The 20,304-nt window shown below is 66.2% G+C and carries 20 protein-coding genes; 9 read left to right on the forward strand and 11 right to left on the reverse strand.

What is annotated here, in order from left to right:
• On the reverse strand, nucleotides 1–1,803 hold the full coding sequence (locus tag N825_RS12675; RefSeq protein ID WP_037452003.1) for a PAS domain S-box protein: 1,803 nt from the start codon (nucleotides 1,801–1,803) through the stop codon (nucleotides 1–3).
• Entirely contained in the window at nucleotides 1,800–4,154 is a 2,355-nt protein-coding gene (glgX, locus tag N825_RS12680; protein WP_037452005.1) for a glycogen debranching protein GlgX, read from the reverse strand. Before glgX ends, N825_RS12675 begins: the two co-directional genes overlap by 4 nt.
• 180 nt (nucleotides 4,155–4,334) lie before the next feature.
• Between glgX and N825_RS12685 the strand changes: the two genes are divergently transcribed.
• Together N825_RS12685 and N825_RS12690 are read left to right on the forward strand one after the other, a co-directional pair.
• Nucleotides 4,335–5,468 carry a DNA topoisomerase IB gene (locus tag N825_RS12685; RefSeq protein ID WP_051512244.1) on the forward strand — a complete coding sequence of 378 codons (1,134 nt, stop codon included), beginning with the start codon at nucleotides 4,335–4,337 and terminating at the stop codon, nucleotides 5,466–5,468.
• A 21-nt stretch (nucleotides 5,469–5,489) separates the two neighbouring features.
• The gene (locus N825_RS12690) at nucleotides 5,490–6,440 is read left to right on the forward strand and encodes a DMT family transporter (protein ID WP_245613095.1); all 951 of its coding nucleotides are present in this window, start codon (nucleotides 5,490–5,492) and stop codon (nucleotides 6,438–6,440) included.
• Here N825_RS12690 and N825_RS12695 read toward each other — a convergent pair.
• The 4 genes from N825_RS12695 to groES form a co-directional block, all read right to left on the reverse strand.
• The gene (locus tag N825_RS12695; RefSeq protein ID WP_037452011.1) at nucleotides 6,415–6,744 is read right to left on the reverse strand and encodes a hypothetical protein; all 330 of its coding nucleotides are present in this window, start codon (nucleotides 6,742–6,744) and stop codon (nucleotides 6,415–6,417) included. The genes N825_RS12690 and N825_RS12695 overlap by 26 nt on opposite strands.
• A 25-nt stretch (nucleotides 6,745–6,769) precedes the next feature.
• Nucleotides 6,770–7,816: an EF-P lysine aminoacylase EpmA gene (gene epmA, locus N825_RS12700; RefSeq protein WP_037452014.1), complete on the reverse strand. Its 1,047-nt coding sequence runs from the start codon at nucleotides 7,814–7,816 to the stop codon at nucleotides 6,770–6,772.
• A gap of 218 nt (nucleotides 7,817–8,034) precedes the next feature.
• The gene (gene groL, locus N825_RS12705; protein ID WP_037452017.1) at nucleotides 8,035–9,672 is read right to left on the reverse strand and encodes a chaperonin GroEL; all 1,638 of its coding nucleotides are present in this window, start codon (nucleotides 9,670–9,672) and stop codon (nucleotides 8,035–8,037) included.
• Nucleotides 9,673–9,724: 52 nt separating this feature from the next.
• Nucleotides 9,725–10,039 carry a co-chaperone GroES gene (gene groES, locus N825_RS12710; protein ID WP_037452020.1) on the reverse strand — a complete coding sequence of 105 codons (315 nt, stop codon included), beginning with the start codon at nucleotides 10,037–10,039 and terminating at the stop codon, nucleotides 9,725–9,727.
• Nucleotides 10,040–10,384: 345 nt separating this feature from the next.
• Here groES and N825_RS12715 point away from each other — a divergent pair, with 345 nt between their 5' ends.
• The 6 genes from N825_RS12715 to ptsP all read left to right on the forward strand — a co-directional run bounded on the left by N825_RS12715 (nucleotide 10,385) and on the right by ptsP (nucleotide 14,828).
• The gene (locus tag N825_RS12715; RefSeq protein ID WP_037452433.1) at nucleotides 10,385–10,648 is read left to right on the forward strand and encodes an usg protein; all 264 of its coding nucleotides are present in this window, start codon (nucleotides 10,385–10,387) and stop codon (nucleotides 10,646–10,648) included.
• A gap of 198 nt (nucleotides 10,649–10,846) precedes the next feature.
• Entirely contained in the window at nucleotides 10,847–11,296 is a 450-nt protein-coding gene (locus tag N825_RS12720; RefSeq protein WP_037452023.1) for an HPr kinase/phosphorylase, read from the forward strand.
• Nucleotides 11,293–12,225: an RNase adapter RapZ gene (gene rapZ, locus N825_RS12725; RefSeq protein ID WP_084164690.1), complete on the forward strand. Its 933-nt coding sequence runs from the start codon at nucleotides 11,293–11,295 to the stop codon at nucleotides 12,223–12,225. The genes N825_RS12720 and rapZ overlap by 4 nt, the downstream gene beginning before the upstream one ends.
• A gap of 82 nt (nucleotides 12,226–12,307) precedes the next feature.
• Nucleotides 12,308–12,709: a PTS sugar transporter subunit IIA gene (locus N825_RS12730; protein ID WP_037452025.1), complete on the forward strand. Its 402-nt coding sequence runs from the start codon at nucleotides 12,308–12,310 to the stop codon at nucleotides 12,707–12,709.
• Between the two features lie 3 nt (nucleotides 12,710–12,712).
• Nucleotides 12,713–13,024 carry an HPr family phosphocarrier protein gene (locus N825_RS12735; RefSeq protein WP_084164691.1) on the forward strand — a complete coding sequence of 104 codons (312 nt, stop codon included), beginning with the start codon at nucleotides 12,713–12,715 and terminating at the stop codon, nucleotides 13,022–13,024.
• Nucleotides 13,014–14,828, forward strand: coding sequence for a phosphoenolpyruvate--protein phosphotransferase (gene ptsP / locus N825_RS12740; protein WP_084164692.1), 1,815 nt, complete (start codon nucleotides 13,014–13,016; stop codon nucleotides 14,826–14,828). The genes N825_RS12735 and ptsP overlap by 11 nt, the downstream gene beginning before the upstream one ends.
• Nucleotides 14,829–14,857: 29 nt before the next feature.
• Here the strand turns inward: ptsP and N825_RS12745 are convergent, their stop codons facing one another.
• Complete coding sequence (locus tag N825_RS12745; protein ID WP_037452029.1) at nucleotides 14,858–15,112, reverse strand: hypothetical protein; 255 nt, start codon at nucleotides 15,110–15,112, stop codon at nucleotides 14,858–14,860.
• A gap of 328 nt (nucleotides 15,113–15,440) precedes the next feature.
• Here N825_RS12745 and ahcY point away from each other — a divergent pair, with 328 nt between their 5' ends.
• A complete protein-coding gene (ahcY, locus tag N825_RS12750) occupies nucleotides 15,441–16,745 on the forward strand; it encodes an adenosylhomocysteinase (protein ID WP_037452032.1) in 1,305 nt (434 codons plus the stop codon).
• Nucleotides 16,746–16,899: 154 nt separating this feature from the next.
• Here the strand turns inward: ahcY and N825_RS12755 are convergent, their stop codons facing one another.
• From N825_RS12755 to N825_RS12770, 4 genes are all read right to left on the reverse strand, one after another.
• Nucleotides 16,900–18,000: a CAP domain-containing protein gene (locus tag N825_RS12755; protein ID WP_051512248.1), complete on the reverse strand. Its 1,101-nt coding sequence runs from the start codon at nucleotides 17,998–18,000 to the stop codon at nucleotides 16,900–16,902.
• A gap of 83 nt (nucleotides 18,001–18,083) precedes the next feature.
• Nucleotides 18,084–19,055: a heme-dependent oxidative N-demethylase family protein gene (locus N825_RS12760; protein ID WP_051512250.1), complete on the reverse strand. Its 972-nt coding sequence runs from the start codon at nucleotides 19,053–19,055 to the stop codon at nucleotides 18,084–18,086.
• Nucleotides 19,052–19,609 carry a septation protein A gene (locus N825_RS12765; RefSeq protein ID WP_037452035.1) on the reverse strand — a complete coding sequence of 186 codons (558 nt, stop codon included), beginning with the start codon at nucleotides 19,607–19,609 and terminating at the stop codon, nucleotides 19,052–19,054. Before N825_RS12765 ends, N825_RS12760 begins: the two co-directional genes overlap by 4 nt.
• 65 nt (nucleotides 19,610–19,674) lie before the next feature.
• Entirely contained in the window at nucleotides 19,675–20,238 is a 564-nt protein-coding gene (locus N825_RS12770) for a Spy/CpxP family protein refolding chaperone (RefSeq protein WP_037452038.1), read from the reverse strand.
• Nucleotides 20,239–20,304: the final 66 nt, after the last annotated feature.

Raw genomic sequence — 20,304 nt, forward strand, 5'->3', positions numbered from 1 at the left:
TCACTGCAAGTCAAAGGTCATCCGGTATCGTGTTCCAGGCGGCGGCTCCATGTCCAGCCGGCCGGAGATCTGCTTGACCAGCCGGTCAACCAGCATCAGCCCCAGGCTGGACGCGCGGCGGGGCGGGATGAAGCCGGCACCCGTGTCGGAAATCCGCAGCACGATGGCGCCATCCTCGCGCGACAGGCCGACCCTGACCTCCCCCGGGCCGCCGTCGGGGCCGCCGTCGGGAAAGGCGTGCTTGAAGGCGTTGGAGATCAGCTCGTTGGCGATGAGGGCCAGCGGCACGGCGGCATCCATGCTAACCGGCACGGGATCGACCTCGACGATCGTGACGACGTGGCCCTCGCCCAGGTCGTAGGCGTCACGCAGGTTGGCGGTCAGCGTCCGCAGCACCTCGGCGAAGTCGATGTCGGCCAGCGTGGTCGAGCGATACAGCAGCTCGTGGATGGTGCTCATGGCCGAGACGCGGTTGAGGCTCTCGCGGAGGGCGTCGACCCCGGTCGCGTCGCGCAGCCGGCTCGCTTGCAGGCGGAGCAGGCTGACAACGACCTGTAGGTTGTTCTTGACGCGGTGGTGGACCTCCTTGAGCAGGACCTCCCGCTCGTCGAGGGCGGCGACAAGTTCCTGGTTGGCGCGCGACATCTCGGCCTCGACCCGCTTCTGCTCGGTGATGTCGCGCACCACCGCGACCAGGAACCGGGGGGTGCCGTCGGGGCCTCGCATGACCGAGACGCTGTTGTTCACCCACACGGCGGAGCCATCGGGCCGGAGATAGCGTTTCTCCACTTGGAAATCCTCACCCAGATCGGCGGCGCGCCGCATCAGCGCCACCGTCCGCTCCGCGTCGTCGGCGTGGCTGATCCCTTGGCTGGTCTGTTTGAGGACATCCTCCATCGGGCGGCCGACGATCTCGCAGAACCGCTCGTTGACCAGCAGGAAGCGGCCGTCGAGGTCGAACTGGGTGATGCCGACGATGACCTGCCGGAAGATGGCGGCGAACCGGCTCTCGCTGCGCTGGAGCGCCTCCTCCGCCCGCTTGCGGTCGGTGATGTCGTGCGCGACCACGACCGCGCCGTCGACGCCACCGCCGGTGAGGATGGGTGCCACCGAGCAGAGGACATCGACCGGGGCCCCGTCGCGCCGGAAGAACACGTCCTCGTGCTCGCGCAGCGTGTCGCCCGTCGCGAAGACACTGGTGATCGGACAATCCTCGATCCGATAGGGGCGGCCATCCGCGTGGTGGTGATGCAGCTTGTCGTGCAGGACGGCGCCGACCAGCTCGTCAGCCGTCCAGCCGAACATCCGCTCGGCGGCCGGGTTGACGAACGAGATCCTGCCCTCCCCGTCCATCAGGAACAACGCCTCGGCGGCGTTGTCGGTGATCGCGCGCATCAGCCCCAATTGACGGCGCGCCTCGGATTCCGCCTCGAATCGTTCGGTGATGTCGACGCAGCTGCCGGTGTACCCCGCGAACTCTCCGGAGGGAGTGTGGCGGGGCTTGCCGGAATTCAGCATCCAGCGCCACGCGCCGTCCTTGCGGCGCAGGCGGAACTGGAGCTGGAACGGCACGCGCTGGTGGAACGCCTCGTACGCCGCGTCGATCTGGCCCCGGTCCTCCGGATGCAATCGCTCCATCCAGCCGTCACCGGCCTCCCGCTCGGTCGGGCGGCCGGTGAAGTCGAGCCAGGCGAGGTTGAAATAGATCCCCCGCCCTTCGGTGTCGGACATCCAGATCAAGACCGGGGCGCTGTCGGCGATAGCGCGAAACCACTCGTCGTTAGGCCCCAGCTGCTCGGTCATCTGGTGGGCGTCTCAAGAGGATCGGACCCGGTCGCCTCCGCCGGCTCAGCGGCTTCCTCGGGCGCCCCGCCATGGTCGGCGGGATCGAAGGCGGCGAGTTCGGCGCCGGTCGGCGCCTCCACCGGAGCGTCCTCGTCGATGACTTCCGGTACCGGATCGACTTCCGGCATGTTCAGCCGTTCGCGGGCGGATTCGGCGCTGGTCCAGACCGCCCCGTCATGCAGCGCGGTCAGCAGCGACAGGCTGCGGCCCGCGGCCGTGATCGGCGCCTCGACGTCGAGCATCGACGACTTTCCGCCCGGCTTGGAGGTGTCGAGCAGGGTTTGCCAACCGACGACGCCCGGAACGCTCGGCAGTTTGAAGGGTACGTCCTCGTGATAGGAGTTGATCACCAGCATCAGGATATCGCCCGGCTTGCCCAACGCCTGGGCTTGTAGACCGCGCGCCACCCTGCCGTCCAGCAACATGCCGACGCAGCGGGCCATGGGATCCTGCCACTGTTCGGGGCTCTTCTCGGTCCCGGCGGGTGTCACCCAGGTGATGTCCTTGACGCCCAGTTCGGGGTCCTGGTTGCCGTGGAGGAATTTGGGCAGTCCCAGCAGGGGATGCGATTGGCGGAGCGCCACGACCTCGCGGACGAACTCGATCAGCGACTGGTCATCGTCATCGATCTTGTCCCAGTTGATCCAGCCGATATCGCTGTTCTGGCAATAGACGTTGTTGTTGCCGCCCTGGGTGTTGCCGAACTCGTCGCCGGCCAGGATCATCGGCGTGCCCTGCGAGAACAGCAGCGTCGCAAGCAGGTTGCGCTTCTGCCGTTCGCGCAGCGCCTTGATCTCGGGATCGTCGGTCGGTCCCTCGACGCCGTGGTTCCAGCTGTGATTGTTGGAGTGACCGTCCTGGTTGTTCTCGCCATTGGCCTCGTTGTGCTTCTCGTTGTACGAGACCAGATCGTTCAGGGTGAAGCCGTCATGGGCGGTGATGAAGTTGACGCTGGCCCACGGCCGCCGCCCGCGCTTCTCGAAGAAGTCGCTGGAGCCGGTCAGGCGCGACGCCACCTCCGGCAGCTTGCCCTCGTCGCCCTTCCAGTAGCTTCGGATGGTGTCGCGGTAGCGGTCGTTCCATTCGGCCCAGCCGGGCGGGAAGCCGCCGACCTGATAGCCGCCGGGTCCGATGTCCCAGGGTTCGGCGATCAGCTTGACGCGCGACAGGATCGGGTCCTGGCGGCAGGCGTCGAGGAAGCCGCCACCCTCGTCGAAGCCATGCGGCTCGCGGCCCAGGATGGTGGCGAGGTCGAAGCGGAAGCCATCGATCCGCATCTCGGTCGCCCAGTAGCGCAGGCTGTCGGTCACCATCTGGAGGACTCGCGGATGGGAGACGTTCAGCGTGTTCCCGGTGCCGGTGTCGTTGATGTAATAGCGCGGATCGGGCGCCAGCCGGTAGTACGAGGCGTTGTCGATGCCCTTGAACGACAGGGTCGGGCCGCGCTCGTTGCCCTCGGCGGTGTGGTTGTAGACGACGTCCAGGATCACCTCGATGCCGGCGTCGTGGAAGCGCGCCACCATTTCCTTGAACTCGCCGATCGTGCCGGTCGCGGAATAACGCGTCTCCGGAGCGAAGAAGCCGATCGAGTTGTAGCCCCAGAAGTTCCGGACGCCGCGCTCCAGCAGATGGCGGTCATCCAAGAAGGCGTGGACCGGCAGCAGCTCGATCGAGGTGATGCCGATGCTGCGGATGTAGTCGACCACGTCCTGGTGCGCCAGGCCGGCGTAGGTGCCTTGGAGCTGGGGCGGCACGGCGGGGTGCCGCATGGTGTAGCCGCCGACATGGGTCTCGTAGAAGATCGTCCGTTCCCACGGAATGCGCGGCGCCTGCGTGTTGCCCCAGGTGAAGGCGGGATCGACCACGCGGCATTTCGGCATGCCCGGAGCGCTGTCGCGGCGGTCGAACGACAGGTCGTCGCGCGGCGAGCCGATCCGGTAGCCGAAATGGGCGTCGGACCAGCGCATGTGCCCAACCAAGGCCTTCGCGTAGGGGTCGAGCAGAAGCTTGTGGTGGTTGAACCGGTGACCGGCGGTCGGTTCGAAGGGGCCGTGGACGCGATAGCCGTAGACGGTGCCGGGGCGGGCGTCCGGCAGATAGCCGTGCCACACCTCGTCGGTGTATTCCGGCAGCTCGATGCGTTCCAGCTCGCGCTTGCCGTCGCGGTCGAACAGGCACAGCTCCACCTTGGTCGCGTGGGCGGAGAACAAGGCGAAGTTGACGCCCAGGCCATCCCAGGTGGCGCCCAGCGGAAAGGGAAGACCTTCCTGAATGCGGGATCGGCGGGCGACATTGGCGACGGACGGCATTTTGTACACGTATCGGCCTCGATGAGAAATTTCAGGAGAACGTCGGATCGACTATCGGTGACGTGAGAACAAACGAACGGGCCTCAAGGTCCCGTCCGAGAAACGGAGCGCGCTGATTTTCTTCTCAGAGGGTTATTGCTGGAGCACCCATGCGGTGGAACCAGGACCAGGGAACCAGGAATGCGGGACGGCGCCATCAACGCGACCAAGGAAACGGACGCTACCAAGGAGACGGGAGAGGCTGGAGAGGAAGGCATCCTCGTCGATCCACCGGCCGCCGCCGAGCAGGCGGGGCTGGTCTATGTCTCGGACGAGGAGCCGGGCATCAGGCGCCGGAAATCGGGCAAGGGCTTCGCGTTCCGGAAGCCGGACGGCACGCCGCTGAAGGACAAGGCGGAACTCGACCGGATCAAGTCGCTGGCGATCCCGCCTGCCTACACCGATGTCTGGATCTGCGCCGATCCCGACGGCCACATCCAGGCGACCGGACGCGACGATCGTGGCCGCAAGCAATACCGGTATCACCCGCGCTGGCGGGAAGTCCGCGACAGCACGAAATACGAGCGCATGCTGGAATTCGGCCGCGCCCTGCCCGCCATCCGCGAGCGCATCGCCACCGACATGGCCAAGCGGGGCCTGCCGCGCGCGAAGGTGCTGGCGACCGTCGTCCACCTGCTGGAGAACACGCTGATCCGGATCGGCAACACGACATATTCCAAGGAGAACAAGAGCTTCGGCCTGACCACCCTGCAGGACCGCCACGTCGAGGTCGACGGCGGCAAGCTGCGCTTCCAGTTCAAGGGCAAGAGCGGCAAGGTCTGGAACCTCCAGATCAAGGACCGGCGGATCGCCCGCATCGTCAAGTCCTGCCAGGACGTGCCCGGCCAGCACCTGTTCCAATACCTGGACGACGAGGGTCAGCGCCATGGCGTGACATCGCAGGACGTCAACGATTACCTGCGGGAGATCAGTGGCCGCGACTTCTCGGCCAAGGACTTCCGCACTTGGGCCGGGACCGTGCTGGCGGCGATGGCCTTGGCCGAGTTCGAGAGCTTCGACACCCAGGCCGCCGCCAAGCGGAACCTTCGGGCGGCGATCGAACGCGTCTCGGCGAGGCTGGGCAACACGCCGGCGATCTGCCGGAAATGCTACATCCACCCCCACGTGCTGGACAGCTATATCGAAGGTGATCTGGCCACCCAACTGAAGGATCGGATAGAAGACGACCTCCGGTCTGAGCTGGACGCCCTGAAACCGGAGGAGGCCGCCGTGCTGGCCTTCCTTCACCGCCGCCTGACGCGCGACGCCGCCTGAGGCCCATCCGGAGTTCCCACCTTGTCCCCTCCCTCGTCTCCGGCCGTATCGCCCACCCTGCCCTTGGCGGCCCCGTCGGAGGAGCGTGCGGACAACAGGCACGGCATCCTCTGCATGGTCCTGGGCATGTCGCTGTTCACGCTGAACGACGCGATCGGGAAGTGGCTGGTGGAGATCTATCCGGTCCCGATGATCCTGGCGGTGCGCGGCGCCGCGTCGATGCTGATCCTGGCGCCGCTGATCATCCGGGCCGGCCCGGTCAAGGTTTTCCGCGTCGCCAAGCCGCTGGCGCACCTGACCCGCGTGGTGCTGATCGCCTTGGAGGTCGCGTTGTTCTTCCTGTCGGTCCGGGCGCTGCCGCTGGCCGACGTGATGACGATCTACATGGCGGCTCCCCTGTTCGTCACGGCCCTGTCGGTTCCCCTGCTGGGCGAGAAGGTCGGCGCGCGGCGCTGGAGCGCCGTGGGCGTGGGGTTCGTCGGTGTGCTGCTGGTGTTGAGACCGACCGGCGATGTCATCTCGTGGGGAGCGATGGCGGCGCTGGCCGGCAGCCTGACCTTCGCCTTCACCCTGATCCTGACGCGCTCGTTGCGCGGGACCGGAGCGCTGAGCATGGTCAGCCTACAGACGCTGGGCATCGGCCTCGCCGGTGCCGCCGTGGCGCCGTTCGTCTGGATCCCGCCGACCCCCGTGCATTTGGCCCTGCTCGCCGTGCTCGGCGTGGTGGCGGTGGTCGGCCACGTCCTGATCAACCGCTCGCTGGCCGTTAGCCCGGCGGCCGTCGTCGTCCCCTACCAGTACAGCTCGCTCGTCTGGGCCATGGCGCTGGGCTGGCTGGTCTGGAACGACGTGCCGGACGCCTGGGTGCTGTCGGGTGCCGCGCTGATCATCGCCAGCGGGCTGTTCGTCTTCCACCGCGAGCAGCGGGCGGCGCCGGTGCCGTCGGTCAGTTCCGAAGCCGGCGCAGGGTGACGAGGCCGCCGGTGACGGGATCGGTGAGGCGGGCGGTGCCCTCGTCCTCGTCGACGGTCACCTCCAACCCGATCCCGATGCCTTCAGGAACCACCAGAACGTCGTTCCCCTCGACCGAGTACTCGACGCTCTGGGTCAGGCCGAAGGCGGTCATGCTGGAACTGCGGAACTCATAGATCCCCAGCACGACGCCGGGCGCCATCGGCGTCACCATGGTCCAGCGCCCGAGCAGGGGATTGGGTTGCAGGCTGGCGCAGGACGCCAGCAGGAGCAGCGCCGCCGCGAGCGGCAGGCGTTGGATCAATCGTCCAAAAGAGGCGAACAAGCACTTACCTTTCAAATCCGGCCACGGGAGCCCACAGGACATCGGCGATCTCCGCCGCTCCCGTGCACAGCATGGTCAACCGGTCGAAGCCCAAAGCGATCCCCGAACTTTCCGGCATGCCGAACTCCAGCGCCGCGAGGAAGTCGGGATCGATCGGGTAGCGGTCGCCGTAGATCCGCTCCTTGAGGTCCATGTCGGCCTCGAACCGGGCGCGCTGGACTGCGGCGTCGGTCAGTTCGCCAAAGGCGTTGGCGAGTTCCAGGCCGCAGGCGTACAGCTCGAACCGCTCGGCGACGCGCGGGTCCTCCGGCTTGGGGCGGGACAGCGCCGCCATGGAGACCGGATAATCCGTCAGGAAGGTGGGACGGTCCATGCCGAGATGCGGTTCGATCAGGTCCAGCGAGATGCGGAAGAACAGATCCTCCCAGGTGTCGCCGTCATGCGGCGTGATGCCGGCCCGATCCGCCGCGCGCGCCAGCAGCGCGGTGTCGGGAGCGTTGGGATCGGGGGCGGTCGCCAGCAAGTCGATGCCGGCGTGGCGGTCGAACGCGTCGGCGACGCTCAGCACCTCCCATGGGCCAAAAGGATCGCAGGATCGCCTGCGCCACTCGAAAGTCTCACGGCCACCCACGCGCGCCGCCGTCCGGACCAGATCCACGCAGTCGTCCATCAAGTCGCGGTAGCCGGCACCCGCCCGGTACCACTCCAGCATGGTGAACTCCGGGCTGTGGGTGCCCGACCGCTCGCCGTTGCGGTAGACCTTGGCCAGTTGGAACAGCTTCGGCACTCCCGCCACCAGCAGCTTCTTCATGGCGAATTCGGGGCTGGTGTGCAGGTAGAGGGTCCGCCGGTCGTCGGGATTTGGCCCGACCAAGTCTGTTGCGAAGGCGATCAGGTGCGGTTCCAGGCCGGGAGAGACCTGAAGCGCCGGCGTCTCGACCTCGATGAATCCCCGCTCCTCGAACCAGGCGCGGATCCGCGACGCCACCCGCGCCCTGCCCTCCAGGAACGGACGCCGCCGGGCGAAGCTGTCGGGATGCCACCATTCCATCGTGTCGCTCACGGGTAAGTTCCAGAAATTCAACCGTAGGTCGGGTGGAGCGAAGCGGCACCCGACAAGCCGGCGCGTTGGTGTCGGGTGCCGCTTCGCTCCACCCGACCTACGGCGGCTACTGTGCAATTTAATGCAACTCGAGGTACGAAAAAAGGGCGGCCCGGTGGGGCCGCCCAAGGTCGATTGCATCGGTGATGCGATATTGATCGTTTGGATCAGAAGTCCATGTCGCCCATGCCGCCACCGGGCATCCCGGCCGGAGCGGCTTTCTTCTCGGGCTTTTCGGCCACCATCGCCTCGGTGGTGATCAGCAGGCCGGCGACCGAGGCGGCGTCCTGCAGCGCGGTGCGGACGACCTTGGTCGGGTCGATCACGCCGAACTGGAACATGTCGCCGTAATGGCCGGACTGGGCGTCATAGCCGAAGCTGGTGTCGGACTGCTCGATCAGCTTGCCGACGACGATGGAGCCATCGACACCGGCGTTGGTCGCGATCTGGCGCGCCGGAGCCTGGAGGGCCCGGCGGATGATCTCGACGCCGACGCGCTGGTCGTCGTTGTTGGTCTTGATCGCGTCCAGCGCCTTGGTGGCGTAGAGCAGCGCCACGCCGCCACCGGCCACGATGCCTTCCTCGACCGCGGCGCGGGTCGCGTGCATCGCGTCGTCGACGCGGTCCTTGCGCTCCTTGACCTCGACCTCGGTGGCGCCACCGACGCGGATCACCGCGACGCCGCCAGCCAACTTGGCGAGACGCTCCTGGAGCTTCTCGCGGTCGTAGTCACTGGTGGTCTCCTCGACCTGCTGGCGGATCTGGCCGCAGCGGGCGTCGATGTCGGCCTTGCTGCCGGCGCCGTCGACGATCGTGGTGTTCTCCTTGGTGATGACGACGCGCTTGGCGGTGCCCAGCATGTCGATCGTCACGTTCTCCAGCTTGATGCCAAGATCCTCGCTGATGACCTGGCCGCCGGTCAGGATGGCCATGTCCTCGAGCATCGCCTTGCGTCGGTCGCCGAAGCCTGGAGCCTTGACGGCGGCGATCTTGAGACCGCCGCGCAGCTTGTTGACCACCAGGGTCGCCAGCGCCTCGCCCTCGACGTCCTCGGCGACGATCAGCAGCGGACGGCCGCTCTGGACGACGGTTTCGAGGACCGGGAGCAGGGCCTGGAGGCCCGACAACTTCTTCTCGTGCAGCAGGATGTAGGGGCTTTCCAGCTCGACCTGCATCTTGTCGGCGTTGGTCACGAAGTACGGGCTGAGATAGCCCCGGTCGAACTGCATGCCCTCGACGACCTCCAGTTCGGTCTCGAGCGACTTGGCCTCCTCGACGGTGATGACACCCTCGTTGCCGACCCGCTCCATGGCGCGGGCGATCATCTCGCCGATCTCGCGCTCGCCGTTGGCGGAGATGGTGCCGACTTGGGCCACCTCGGAATTGGTGCCGATCTTCTTGGACGAGGCCTTGACGGCGGCGACGACGGCTTCCACCGCCAGATCGATGCCGCGCTTCAGGTCCATCGGGTTCATGCCGGCCGCGACCGACTTGACGCCCTCGCGAACGATCGCCTGGGCCAGCACGGTCGCGGTGGTGGTGCCGTCACCCGCCAGGTCGTTGGTCTTGCTGGCGACCTCGCGCACCATCTGCGCGCCCATGTTCTCGAACTTGTCGGACAGCTCGATGTCCTTGGCGACCGTCACGCCGTCCTTGGTGATGCGCGGAGCGCCGAAGCTTTTCTCAAGCACCACGTTGCGGCCCTTTGGGCCCAGCGTCACCTTGACGGCGTCGGCGAGAATGTCCACGCCACGCAGCATCTTGTTGCGGGCGTCGATGCTGAACTTGACTTCCTTGGCAGCCATGTCCGTAAACCTTGGTCTATATCAATGAGTGATGTGGGTGGAGTGGAGCGTCTCAGGCGGCCTTGGCGGTCGCGGCGGAACCTTCCAGGACGCCGAGCAGATCCGACTCCTTCATGATGAGGTAGTCGACGCCGTCGATCTTGACCTCGGTGCCCGACCACTTGCCGAACAGCACGCGGTCGCCGGGCTTGACGTCCAGCGGATGGATGACGCCGGACTCGTCGCGGGCGCCCGAACCAACGGCGATCACCTCGCCTTCCTGCGGCTTTTCCTTGGCGGTGTCGGGGATGATGATCCCGCCGGCGGTCTTGCTCTCCTGCTCGACCCGGCGGACGACGACACGATCATGCAGCGGACGGAACTTCATCGCGGACTCTCCTTGCTCACGATACCGGAAATGAATGCCGGACCGGACGGCGCCGGTCCTGAAATCAGGTGACCATCCCTCCCGGTGGGGCGCCGGCGAGCGCCTGTTAGCACTCCCCATCGAGAAGTGCCAACTAGCTAATCCAAGCCGAAACGCGATTCAAGAGCCTTGTCGCGGATTTTTTCGCCACCTGCCAAAACCCTGGCAGCAACCTCCGGAACCGGCTGCTAATACACTGATTATAAAGGATGATTTTGCTTGCCAGCCGAATTGTCCAGCTTCACACTGGGATCAACGAACAAGCATTGGGAGTTGCCGCTGGCCGCAACCACGGAGGAGATCCGAATGGCGAGTTTGAGTCTTCAACTGCGTGACTACCGCCTGACAATCGCCGAGATCCTGTACCACATGCCCGACCACCCCGGCCTGCTGCAAAGCTACGTCTGGCAGGACTTGGACATCGCCCCGCGCTACCCGGTGCTGCGCAAGTTCCTGACCTTTTGGGAGCGCGAGCTGGATGGCAAGGTCCATTCCGTCAAGGTGGCGACCAACCCCCTGATCACCCCCAACGCCTACCGCTTCGTCGACGCGGAACTGAGGCTCCACTGAAGCCCAGGGGAAGCCCAATGGGAACCCCGGTGGGAGCACCGGCGGCGAGGCCGCGGCCGCGTGCGCGGGAGCGGCCCGGCGCCCTCGTTCGTGAAACCGAAATCGTGTTGGAAGTCTCGAAAGAACAACACATTCCCGCGGGTCGGCCCTCGGGTCGGCATTGACAGCGGGGCGCGGGCGCAGCAACCTCCCCAAACCATGTTGACGATCCACGGCACCTGCGTCGCGCTGTCCGGTTTCGGCGTCCTCTTGCGGGGCCCCCCGGGCAGCGGCAAGTCCGATCTGGCGCTCCGCCTGATCGACGGAGGGGCGCGGCTGGTCGCCGACGACCAGATCGAATTGACCTTGGACGCGGCCGGCCGTGTCATGGCCCGCGCGCCCAAGACGCTCGCTGGCCTCCTCGAGGTCCGCGGCGTCGGCATCCTGCCGATGGACGCCGCGCGCACCGCTCCCATCGGTCTGGTCGTCGACCTGGCGCCCGACGATAAGGTCGAACGCTTGCCGGAGATCGAGACGAGCGCCCTGCTCGACCGCCCGATTCGCCGGCTGACCCTGTCTCCCTTCCACGCGTCCACCCCCGCCAAACTGAGACTCGCGGCGGCGCGTCTGGCGGGAGGAGCGCTGCACCCGGTGCCTGAACGCCCATGACGATGCCGATCTCCGAGGAGGGAGCGGCCGTCACCGAACGCTCCGAGAAGACGATGGTCCGCCGGCCGGTGGCCGTCGTCACCGGAATGTCGGGCGCCGGCCTGTCCACCGCCCTCAAATGCCTGGAGGACCTTGGCTACGAGGCGGTCGACAATCTGCCGATGAACATGGTCGACGCCTTGGTCGACCAAGGCGACCTGTTATCGCGGCCGATCGCGATCACGGTCGACGCCCGGACCCGCCACTTCAGTTCCGACGCGCTGATGAAGGGGGTCGAGGCGCTGGCGGCTCGGCCGGATCTCGCGGTCCGCCTGATCTTCCTGGAATGTGGCGACGAGATCCTGCAGCGACGCTACACCGAGACGCGCCGGCGCCATCCGCTGGCTGTCGACCGGCCGGTCGCCGATGGCATCCTCCGCGAGCGGACGCTGCTGGCCCCGCTGAAGGACAGCGCCGACATCACGATCGACACGTCCCTGCTGTCGATCCACGACCTGCGCCGCATCCTGGCTGGTCACTTCAAGCTGAGCGCGGAGCCGACGCTCCACGTGTTCGTCACGTCCTTCTCGTTCCGCCAGGGCGTGCCGCGCGAGGCCGACCTGGTTTTCGATGTGCGATTTTTAACTAATCCCCACTACGATCCGCGATTGCGGCCCCTGACCGGATTGGATGCTCCGGTGGCCGCGCGGGTGGCGGAGGATCCCGACTTCGATGCCTTCTTCAGGCGCTTGACAGACCTGTTGCAGCCGCTGTTGCCGCGCTACAACCAGGAGGGAAAGAGCTACCTGACGATCGCCATCGGTTGCACAGGTGGACGGCACCGCTCGGTGTTCGTCGCCAAATCCCTGGCCGAATGGCTCGGCGGCCAGGGGTATAAAGTGGGGCTGACGCATCGCGACCTTGAACGGAGCGGCAACCGCCAAACCTGACGCCATCCAGACAGGACGGCGTCTGGCGCTGGCTCCGTGATTAACAAGCCGGCGATCAGATCGGTTGATAGAAGGAAGTTCGATGATCGGAATGGTTCTTGTAACGCATGGGCGGCTCGCGACGGAATTCATCGCGGCGCTTGAGCACGTCGTGGGGGAACAGGATCAGGTCGCCGCCGTCTGCATCGGTCCCGATGACGACATGGAGCAGCGCCGGTGCGACATCCTGAGCAGCGTGGCGGAGGTCGATGACGGCAGCGGAGTCGTCCTGCTGACCGACATGTTCGGCGGCACACCCAGCAACCTCGCGATCAGCGTGATGGACAAGGCCAAGGTGGAGGTGATAGCCGGGGTCAACCTGCCCATGCTGATCAAGCTCGCCAGCGTCCGACGATCGGAGAACCTGCCGGACGCCGTGCTGGCCGCCCGCGACGCTGGCCGGAAATACATCAACGTCGCGTCCACCCTGCTTTCCGAGATCTGATCAATGCCGGCACCCGGTAGCGAAGTTCCCCCCGGCGGCGGTGCCGCGGTGGTCAGCGACACCGTCCTCATCCGTAATCAGCGTGGGTTGCACGCGCGCGCCGCTGCGAAGTTCGTCAAGCTGGTGGCGCTGTACGACGCGGAGGTCGAGGTCGAGCGCAACGACATGGTTGTGTCGGGTCAATCCATCATGGGCTTGATGATGCTCGCCGCCAGCCAAGGCTGCACCGTGACCCTGCGCGCCCAAGGAAAACAAGCGGAACCCGTGATCGCGGCGCTGGTCGATCTGATCGGGCGCAAGTTCGATGAAGACTGACGGCGACGCCCCCAAAGCGCCCGAGACGCCGGACTCGAGGATGACCGGCCTGACATCACCCGAGAAAATGCTGCGCGGCCTTGGCGTGTCTTCCGGCATCGCGATCGGGCCAGCCTATGTCGTCGACAGTGGCACGCTCCAGGTTCCCGAATTCCAGATCGCCCCCGAGGACGTCGAGGCGGAGCGGACGAGGTTCGTCGAGGCCACGGGCAAGGCGTGCCGGCAGATCCGGAAGTTGAAGGAGAAGGCCTCGATCCTACCCGAGTCGGCGGCGGAGGATGTCGGTTTCCTACTGGACGCCCATCTCGCCATGCTGTCCAACTCGCGGCTGACACGCGGCGTCGAGCGCCGGATCGCCGAGGACAGGATCAACGCCGAGGGCGCCGTCCAAGCCGAGATCGCGGCGCTGGCGCACAGCTTCTCGGAGATGAAGGATACCTATATCGCAGCGCGCATCGCCGATGTCCGCGAGGTCGGATCACGTCTGATCCGGGTGCTGATGCAGCGGAAGTTCCAGGCGTTCTCCCAGGTGCCGGAAGGCAGCATCGTGATCGCCGAGGAACTGACGCCCGCCGACACGGCTTTGCTGGACCCGCGCCGCATCGGCGGGTTCGCGACCGTGCTGGGCGGCGCGGAGGGCCATACCGCCATCATGGCGCGTTCGCTCAGCCTTCCGGCGGTGCTGGGTGTCGCGGGCTTGTCGCATGGCGTGCGGACCGGCGATCCGGTCGTGGTCGACGGCATCGCGGGCCGGGTCTTCATCAATCCCAGCGTCGCGACCCTCAACGGCTTCATGTCGCGTCAAAAGGATCTCGCGCGCGAGCGGGAAGCGCTGAAGCGATTGCGCGACTTGCCGGCGGTGACCCGCGACGGAACCTCGATCGTGCTGAACGCGAACATCGAGATGCCACGCGACGTGGAGGGCGCCATGGGGGCCGGCGCCGCCGGCGTCGGTCTCCTGCGCACCGAGTTCCTTTATATGAACCGCGAGGACCTGCCCGACGAGGAGGAGCAGTACGAGAGCATCAAGGGCATCGTTGAGGGCATGCAGGGCCGCACGGTCACTGTCAGGACCCTGGACATCGGCGGCGAGAAGCTGGCGACATCCCTGCGCGGCCATTTCGCCGATTGCGCCAACCCCGCCCTGGGGCTTCGGGCGATCCGGTTGTCACTGCGCGAGCCCAAGCTGCTGGAAACCCAGTTGGCGGCGATGCTGCGGGCGGGAGCCCACGGGCCGATCCGTATCCTGCTGCCGATGATCTGCGCGGTCTCGGAAGTCCGCAAGGTTCGCGAGATCCTGATCCGGGTCGCCAACCGGCTGAAGCGCCGGGGTGTCAGGATCGCCGATCCCCTGCCGCCGCTGGGGGCCATGATAGAGATCCCCGGCGCCGCGCTGTCCGCCGACGCCTTGGCGACGGCTTGCGATTTCTTCGCGATCGGGACGAATGACCTGACGCAGTACACGCTGGCGATCGACCGGGGCGACGAGCAGGTGGCCCATCTGTATGATCCGCTGCACCCGGCGGTGCTGCGCCTGATCCAGTTCTCGACCGAGGCGGCGCTGCGGGCGCGCATCCCCGTCAGCGTCTGCGGCGAGATCGCCGGCGATCCACGTTACGCCGCGCTGCTGCTGGGTTTTGGCATCCGGGAACTGTCGATGTCGCCGGGGTCGCTGCTGGCGGTCAAACGCCGGATCAGGGGCTTGGATCTGGTCGAGGCGACCCGCAGGGCGCGCGTCATCATGGAACAGAGCGACGGCGGCCGAATCGCGATCCTGCTGGACGACTTCAACGCGCTGGCGTGACGCCGGCGCGGATCCCGGCTGCGCCGATCTCAGCCGCGTTCCAACGCCTGTTCCGGCTCACCGATTCTTCTGGTCACCTGGCACAACGCCATCCCGAGCACGATGGCGCAACCCGCCGCCAAACCCATCCCGGTCGCCTCCACACGGTTGGAGAGCTGTAGCCCCACCATGCCGAGGAAGACGAGATCCGCGGCCAATGCCACACCGAGCAGCAACTGCAAGGCCGCTCCCACGGTGGTGCCGGCGCGGACCGGCCGTCCCGGTGTCCTGTTCTGATCCGTCATCACATGCGATCCCATCGAATTCGCCAGCCTCCACTTGCCTCGACCGCGAAAGCTAAGCCATTTGTGATATTACTTTCCCATAAGAATCCATGGAAAATTTGTGATTCATTATTTCCGATCCGTCATTATCCCCCGCGTGGCATCGATTCGCCCCCTCAGTGACAGACCGTCGCAATATTCTTTCGATTAGGGCCGCCATGCTTTGTTGCACACATAAAGATATCTTTATGCTTGCTAGGAATGGCCACTCTTGATAAACCCTCCGCAGTCGCTCGTATCGGGTTCGCACCCAGAGCTATCGTCAAAAGTTTGTTCAGGAGTTTTCCAGATGGCCGTCTCCAGTGGCTTCACCGACTACAAGGTCAAGGACATCGAGCTTGCCGGCTGGGGCCGCAAGGAAATCGCGATCGCCGAGACCGAGATGCCCGGCCTGATGGCTCTGCGCGAGGAATTCGGCGCGTCCAAGCCGCTGGCTGGCGCCCGCATCGTCGGCTGCCTGCACATGACGATCCAGACCGCCGTGCTGATCGAGACGCTGACCCATCTGGGCGCCACCGTCCGCTGGTCCTCGTGCAACATCTTCTCGACCCAGGATCAGGCGGCCGCCGCCGTCGCCGCCGCCGGCACCCCGGTCTTCGCCTGGAAGGGCGAGACGGAGGAGGAGTTCTGGTGGTGCATCGAGCAGAGCCTGCGCGGCCCCGATGGCTGGACGCCGAACATGATCCTGGATGATGGCGGCGACGTCACCCAGATCATGCACGAGAAGTATCCGGAGATGCTGAACGACGTCCGCGGCCTGTCGGAGGAGACCACCACCGGTGTCCACCGCCTGTACGAGATGGTCAAGGCCGGCACCCTCAAGGTCCCCGCGATCAACGTCAACGACAGCGTCACCAAGTCCAAGTTCGACAACCTGTATGGCTGCCGCGAGAGCCTGGTCGATGGCATCAAGCGCGCCACCGACGTGATGATGGCTGGCAAGGTCGCCGTGGTCGCCGGTTATGGCGATGTCGGCAAGGGCTCGGCCGCGTCGCTGCGCAGCCAAGGCGCCCGCGTCCTGGTCACCGAGATCGATCCGATCAACGCGCTCCAGGCGGCGATGGAAGGCTATCAGGTCACGACCATGGACGACGCCGCCAGCGTCGGCGACATCTTCGTGACGGCGACCGGCAACGTCGACGTGATCACCCAGGATCACATGCGCCAGATGAAGGACCGGGCGATCGTCTGCAACATCGGTCACTTCGACAGCGAGATCCAGATCGACAGCCTGCGCAACTACGCGTGGGAAGAGGTCAAGCCGCAGGTCGACGAGGTCGTGTTCCCCGATGGCAAGCGCCTGATCGTCCTGGCCAAGGGCCGGCTGGTCAATCTCGGCTGCGCCACCGGTCACCCCAGCTTCGTGATGTCCGCCAGCTTCACCAACCAGGTGCTGGCCCAGATCGAACTGTGGCAGAACCACGCCAACTACGAGCGCAAGGTCTACGTCCTGCCGAAGCACCTGGACGAGAAGGTCGCCCGCCTCCACCTCGGCAAGATCGGCGCCAAGCTGACCGAATTGACCGAGAAGCAGGCCGCCTACATCAGCGTCCCGACCGCCGGCCCGTACAAGCCGGATCATTACCGCTACTAAGACTTGCATCCGGCTTGTCGGCTATAGCGCAGCGGCAGCCGACATGCAGGAGTGGTGTCGGCTGTCGCTGCGCTATAGCCGACCTACGATACACAACAACTCGTAGCAGTATTAGACTGGCGGCCCGGGGAGTCTTCCCCGGGCCGTTTCGTTTTCAGGCGCCGAAACCGTCGTCCGGATTGTGCCCGTGCGGCACGCCGAGCAGTTCGACATAGTTGGCGAACTCGTCGGCGAATTTTTCCAGGTCCTGAGCGCGCAGGAACTCGGCGCCCTGCTGGAGCACGGGAAGCCATGCCTCCGGCACGGGTTGGCCGCCTCCGACGTGGTCGATCAGGGTGTTGACATCCAGGTCCCTGGCTTCGGTCTGGAGGAAGTTCCAAATCGACGAGAGCGTGGCATCGTCCATGGGAGAATCGGCCGTTCCGGAAGCCCCGGCCACCTGCCCGTCCGAGCCAAGGCCGGTCCCGGGGTCGATCAGGTCCAGCTTCACGTTCTCGGTCCCGACCGTCGCGGTCTGGACGATGGGCGAGGCCAAGCCGCCGCCTGAGAACGTCACGACGTAATTGCCCGGCTGGGCCGGGATGTCGTAGCCGCCGGCCGTCGCCGTGACATCGGTCAGGACGACGGGTTCGGGAGAGCCCTGGAGGACGGCGGTCACGGTGATCCCCGCCCTGCCCTCGCCCGGCGTGTAGAAATCGTCGGCGTCCAGGTCGTCATAGGCGACGCCGGTCAGGAACACGCCGGTGCCGGTTTTGCCGAAGTTCTCGTCCACCATCACGGCGTTGTAGTTCATGAATTCGCCGGATGGCGTGGCGGTGCCGATCTCGCGGAAGTCGTCCTGGAGGATGTTGACGCGGTGGCTGGCGCTGAGGAACAGCGCGTCGTGCTGCGCGGAGACCGAGGCGGTGGTGTCCTCCGCCGGACCGATGGTGCCGCGCCAGGAGATGTTCTCGCCCCACCGCCAGTCGCCGGTGAACTCGTAGCCGGCCTCGGCCATCCGGATGCCGGGGTCGCTGCCATCGACGCCCGAGTGCGAGAACTCGTCCGTTTCCAGCATCCACTGGGCATGGCCCAGCGCCGAGTCACCCAGGGTGGCGTTGAACGCGAGCGGCTGTTTTGGCGCCAAGCTGATCTGGCCCTCGGCCAGACCCTGGTTGACGTCGATGCCCAGGCGCGCCGCCTCGGCGGCGGGGTCCAGACGCGCGCGATTGACCAGTTCGATCAAATACTGATCGAGTGCCGTGGGCTCGGTCATGCGTCACCTCTAAATTACCGACTTCGAAATTAAGGATTCCGAGTCGAGGATTAGGGTGCCGGGCGGCGCATGTACCGTTACAATTATGGGCCGATTTGCGGACCAGAACCGTCCGCTTCATGCTTGCCGGGGATTTGCCGATCAAGGAACGCCAGCAGTGCCTCCCGGAACGGGGCGATGCTTTTGTAGCGCGCGGTGTCGTCGGGCAGGGCGCGGATCGCGGCGGCCAGCCGGGCCGGTTCGCCGGGGCGATCGGCCAGGCCGTCGACCGTCCGCTGATACGTCCGGATCGTGAAGAGCACGGCGCCGGTGCGCGACAAGCGGCGCAGCGTCTGGCGCTCGACCCGCAGGAGGATGCGCGAGCCGGCATTTTCGGGGGTGACGCTGGGATCGATGTCGCGTCGGCCATGGCCGGTCGGCTGGAACAGTGTCGGGTCGCTGGTCAAGGACCAGTTCATCCGCCATACCGGCCGGTCCGGCGTCATCAGGCCGAGGAAGCGGTCGACCGGCTTGCCCAGGCGCTCGGCATAGGAGGGCACCGGGCCGTGGATGCCGATCATGGGCAGGCCGAGCTTGTCGGCCAAGCGCCAGCGGTTGGGAAAGCACAGCACGCCCGCCGTCAGCCTCAGCTCGCCGTCGATGTCTTGCAGGACGCACAGATCCTCCTGGACCATGCGCCCGGCGATGTCGAGCGGGTCGGTGACGTTGGCGGAAACAGGCCAGCGGTGGCCGGTCAGATGGTTGACCAGCTTGGAGCCCACTCGTTCGAAGATGCCGGGGAACCGCTCCGGCAGGAAACCGGCCAGCTGCTCCAGGACCTCGCGGCAGGCGTCCAGCGCCTCCGGGGTCATCGCCAGCACCTCGTCGCGGCGGGTGTCCAGCAGGTGGTTCCGCAGGGCGATCTCGGCGGCGTGGTGCTGGTCGATCTCGATCCAGTCCGCCGGCTTGAGGGCCATCAGGCCCATCGCCATCCGGAACGGACCCTCGGCATAGGGGAGATAGTCCGGGGGGAGATAATCGGGACCGGCGAGTTCCGGGACGGCTGGGGCGGTCATTCGGCGCGCGCGGGCTCCTCGGGGGTCTGGTGCTTCATGATCACCGGCATCTGGAGGGCGCTGAACACGAGGGTCAGCGGCAGAATGCCGAACACCTTGAAGTTGACCCAGGCGTCGGTGGTCATGGTCCGCCAGACCACCTCGTTGAGCACGGCCAGTACGACGAAGAAGCAGGCCCAGCGGAGGGTCAGGATGCGCCAACCCTCGTCGCTCAGGCTCAACACCGTGCCGAGCAGCGGTTTCATCACGTTGCGGCGCAACGCCAGGCTGGTGAACAGCACCGTGGCGAACAGCAGGTTGACCACCGTCGGCTTGAGCTTGATGAACAGGTCGTCCTCGAGCCAGATGGTCAATCCGCCGAACAGCAGCACGAAGAAGCAGCCGACCAGGGGCATGATCGGCAGCTTGCGTTCCAGGTGCCAGGACAGCAGGACGGCCACGGCGGTCGCGGCCATGAAGACGCCGGTGCCGGTGATGATGCCGGCTTTGGCGTTGGTCACGAAGAAGGCCGCGAGCGGCCCCGCTTCGATCAGGAGGCGGGTCAATTGGTTCACGCGATAGACATAGCGGCGGCGCGCCGGCTCATAAAGCGAAATCGGCGCGCCGTGCTGGAGCCTACTTAGTTGGGGCGCGGCTCGCCACGCGGGCCGTCGCCGCCGGGGCCCCTGCCCGGACCATGATCGGGACCATGGCCATGACGCATGCCGTGTCCGAACTCACCGAAGCCGCCGGGGCCATGACGCATCATGCGCTCCGACATCTCGTCGGCGGTCTTCTTCTGATCGTCGGACAGGGTGGCGTAGAGCTGATCAAGCGCGGGGCGGATCTGGCGGACCTGCTCCAGGCCGGTCGTCATCATGTCCTCCATGCGGGCGGCCCGCTCGGGCAGCGTCGCCGGGCGTTTGAAGCTGGCGGGATCGGCGCAGCGCTTGGCCATGACACCATCGGTGTTCCTGACGGCGGTGGCGAAACTGTCCCACGCCGGACGCTGCGCGTCGGTGATCTTCAGGCGGGTTTCCGCGAAGGCCAGCATGCCGGCGACGCGCGCCTCGTGGTTCTCGCACATCCGTTCGAACCGCGGACCGGGACCGCCGGGCCCACCGGGGCCGCCCTGGGCGAAGACCGGAACCGCGGCGGCGAGCAGGGTGCCGAACGCGAGGGTCGCCAAAACGGTACGCTTCATTTCTAGTCTCCATTTGATGCGGCGAAGCGGTGTGCCGCTCCGATGAGGTGAAGATAGGAGCGCCGC

The sequence above is a fragment of the Skermanella stibiiresistens SB22 genome, from assembly GCF_000576635.1.
Taxonomy (GTDB): domain Bacteria; phylum Pseudomonadota; class Alphaproteobacteria; order Azospirillales; family Azospirillaceae; genus Skermanella; species Skermanella stibiiresistens.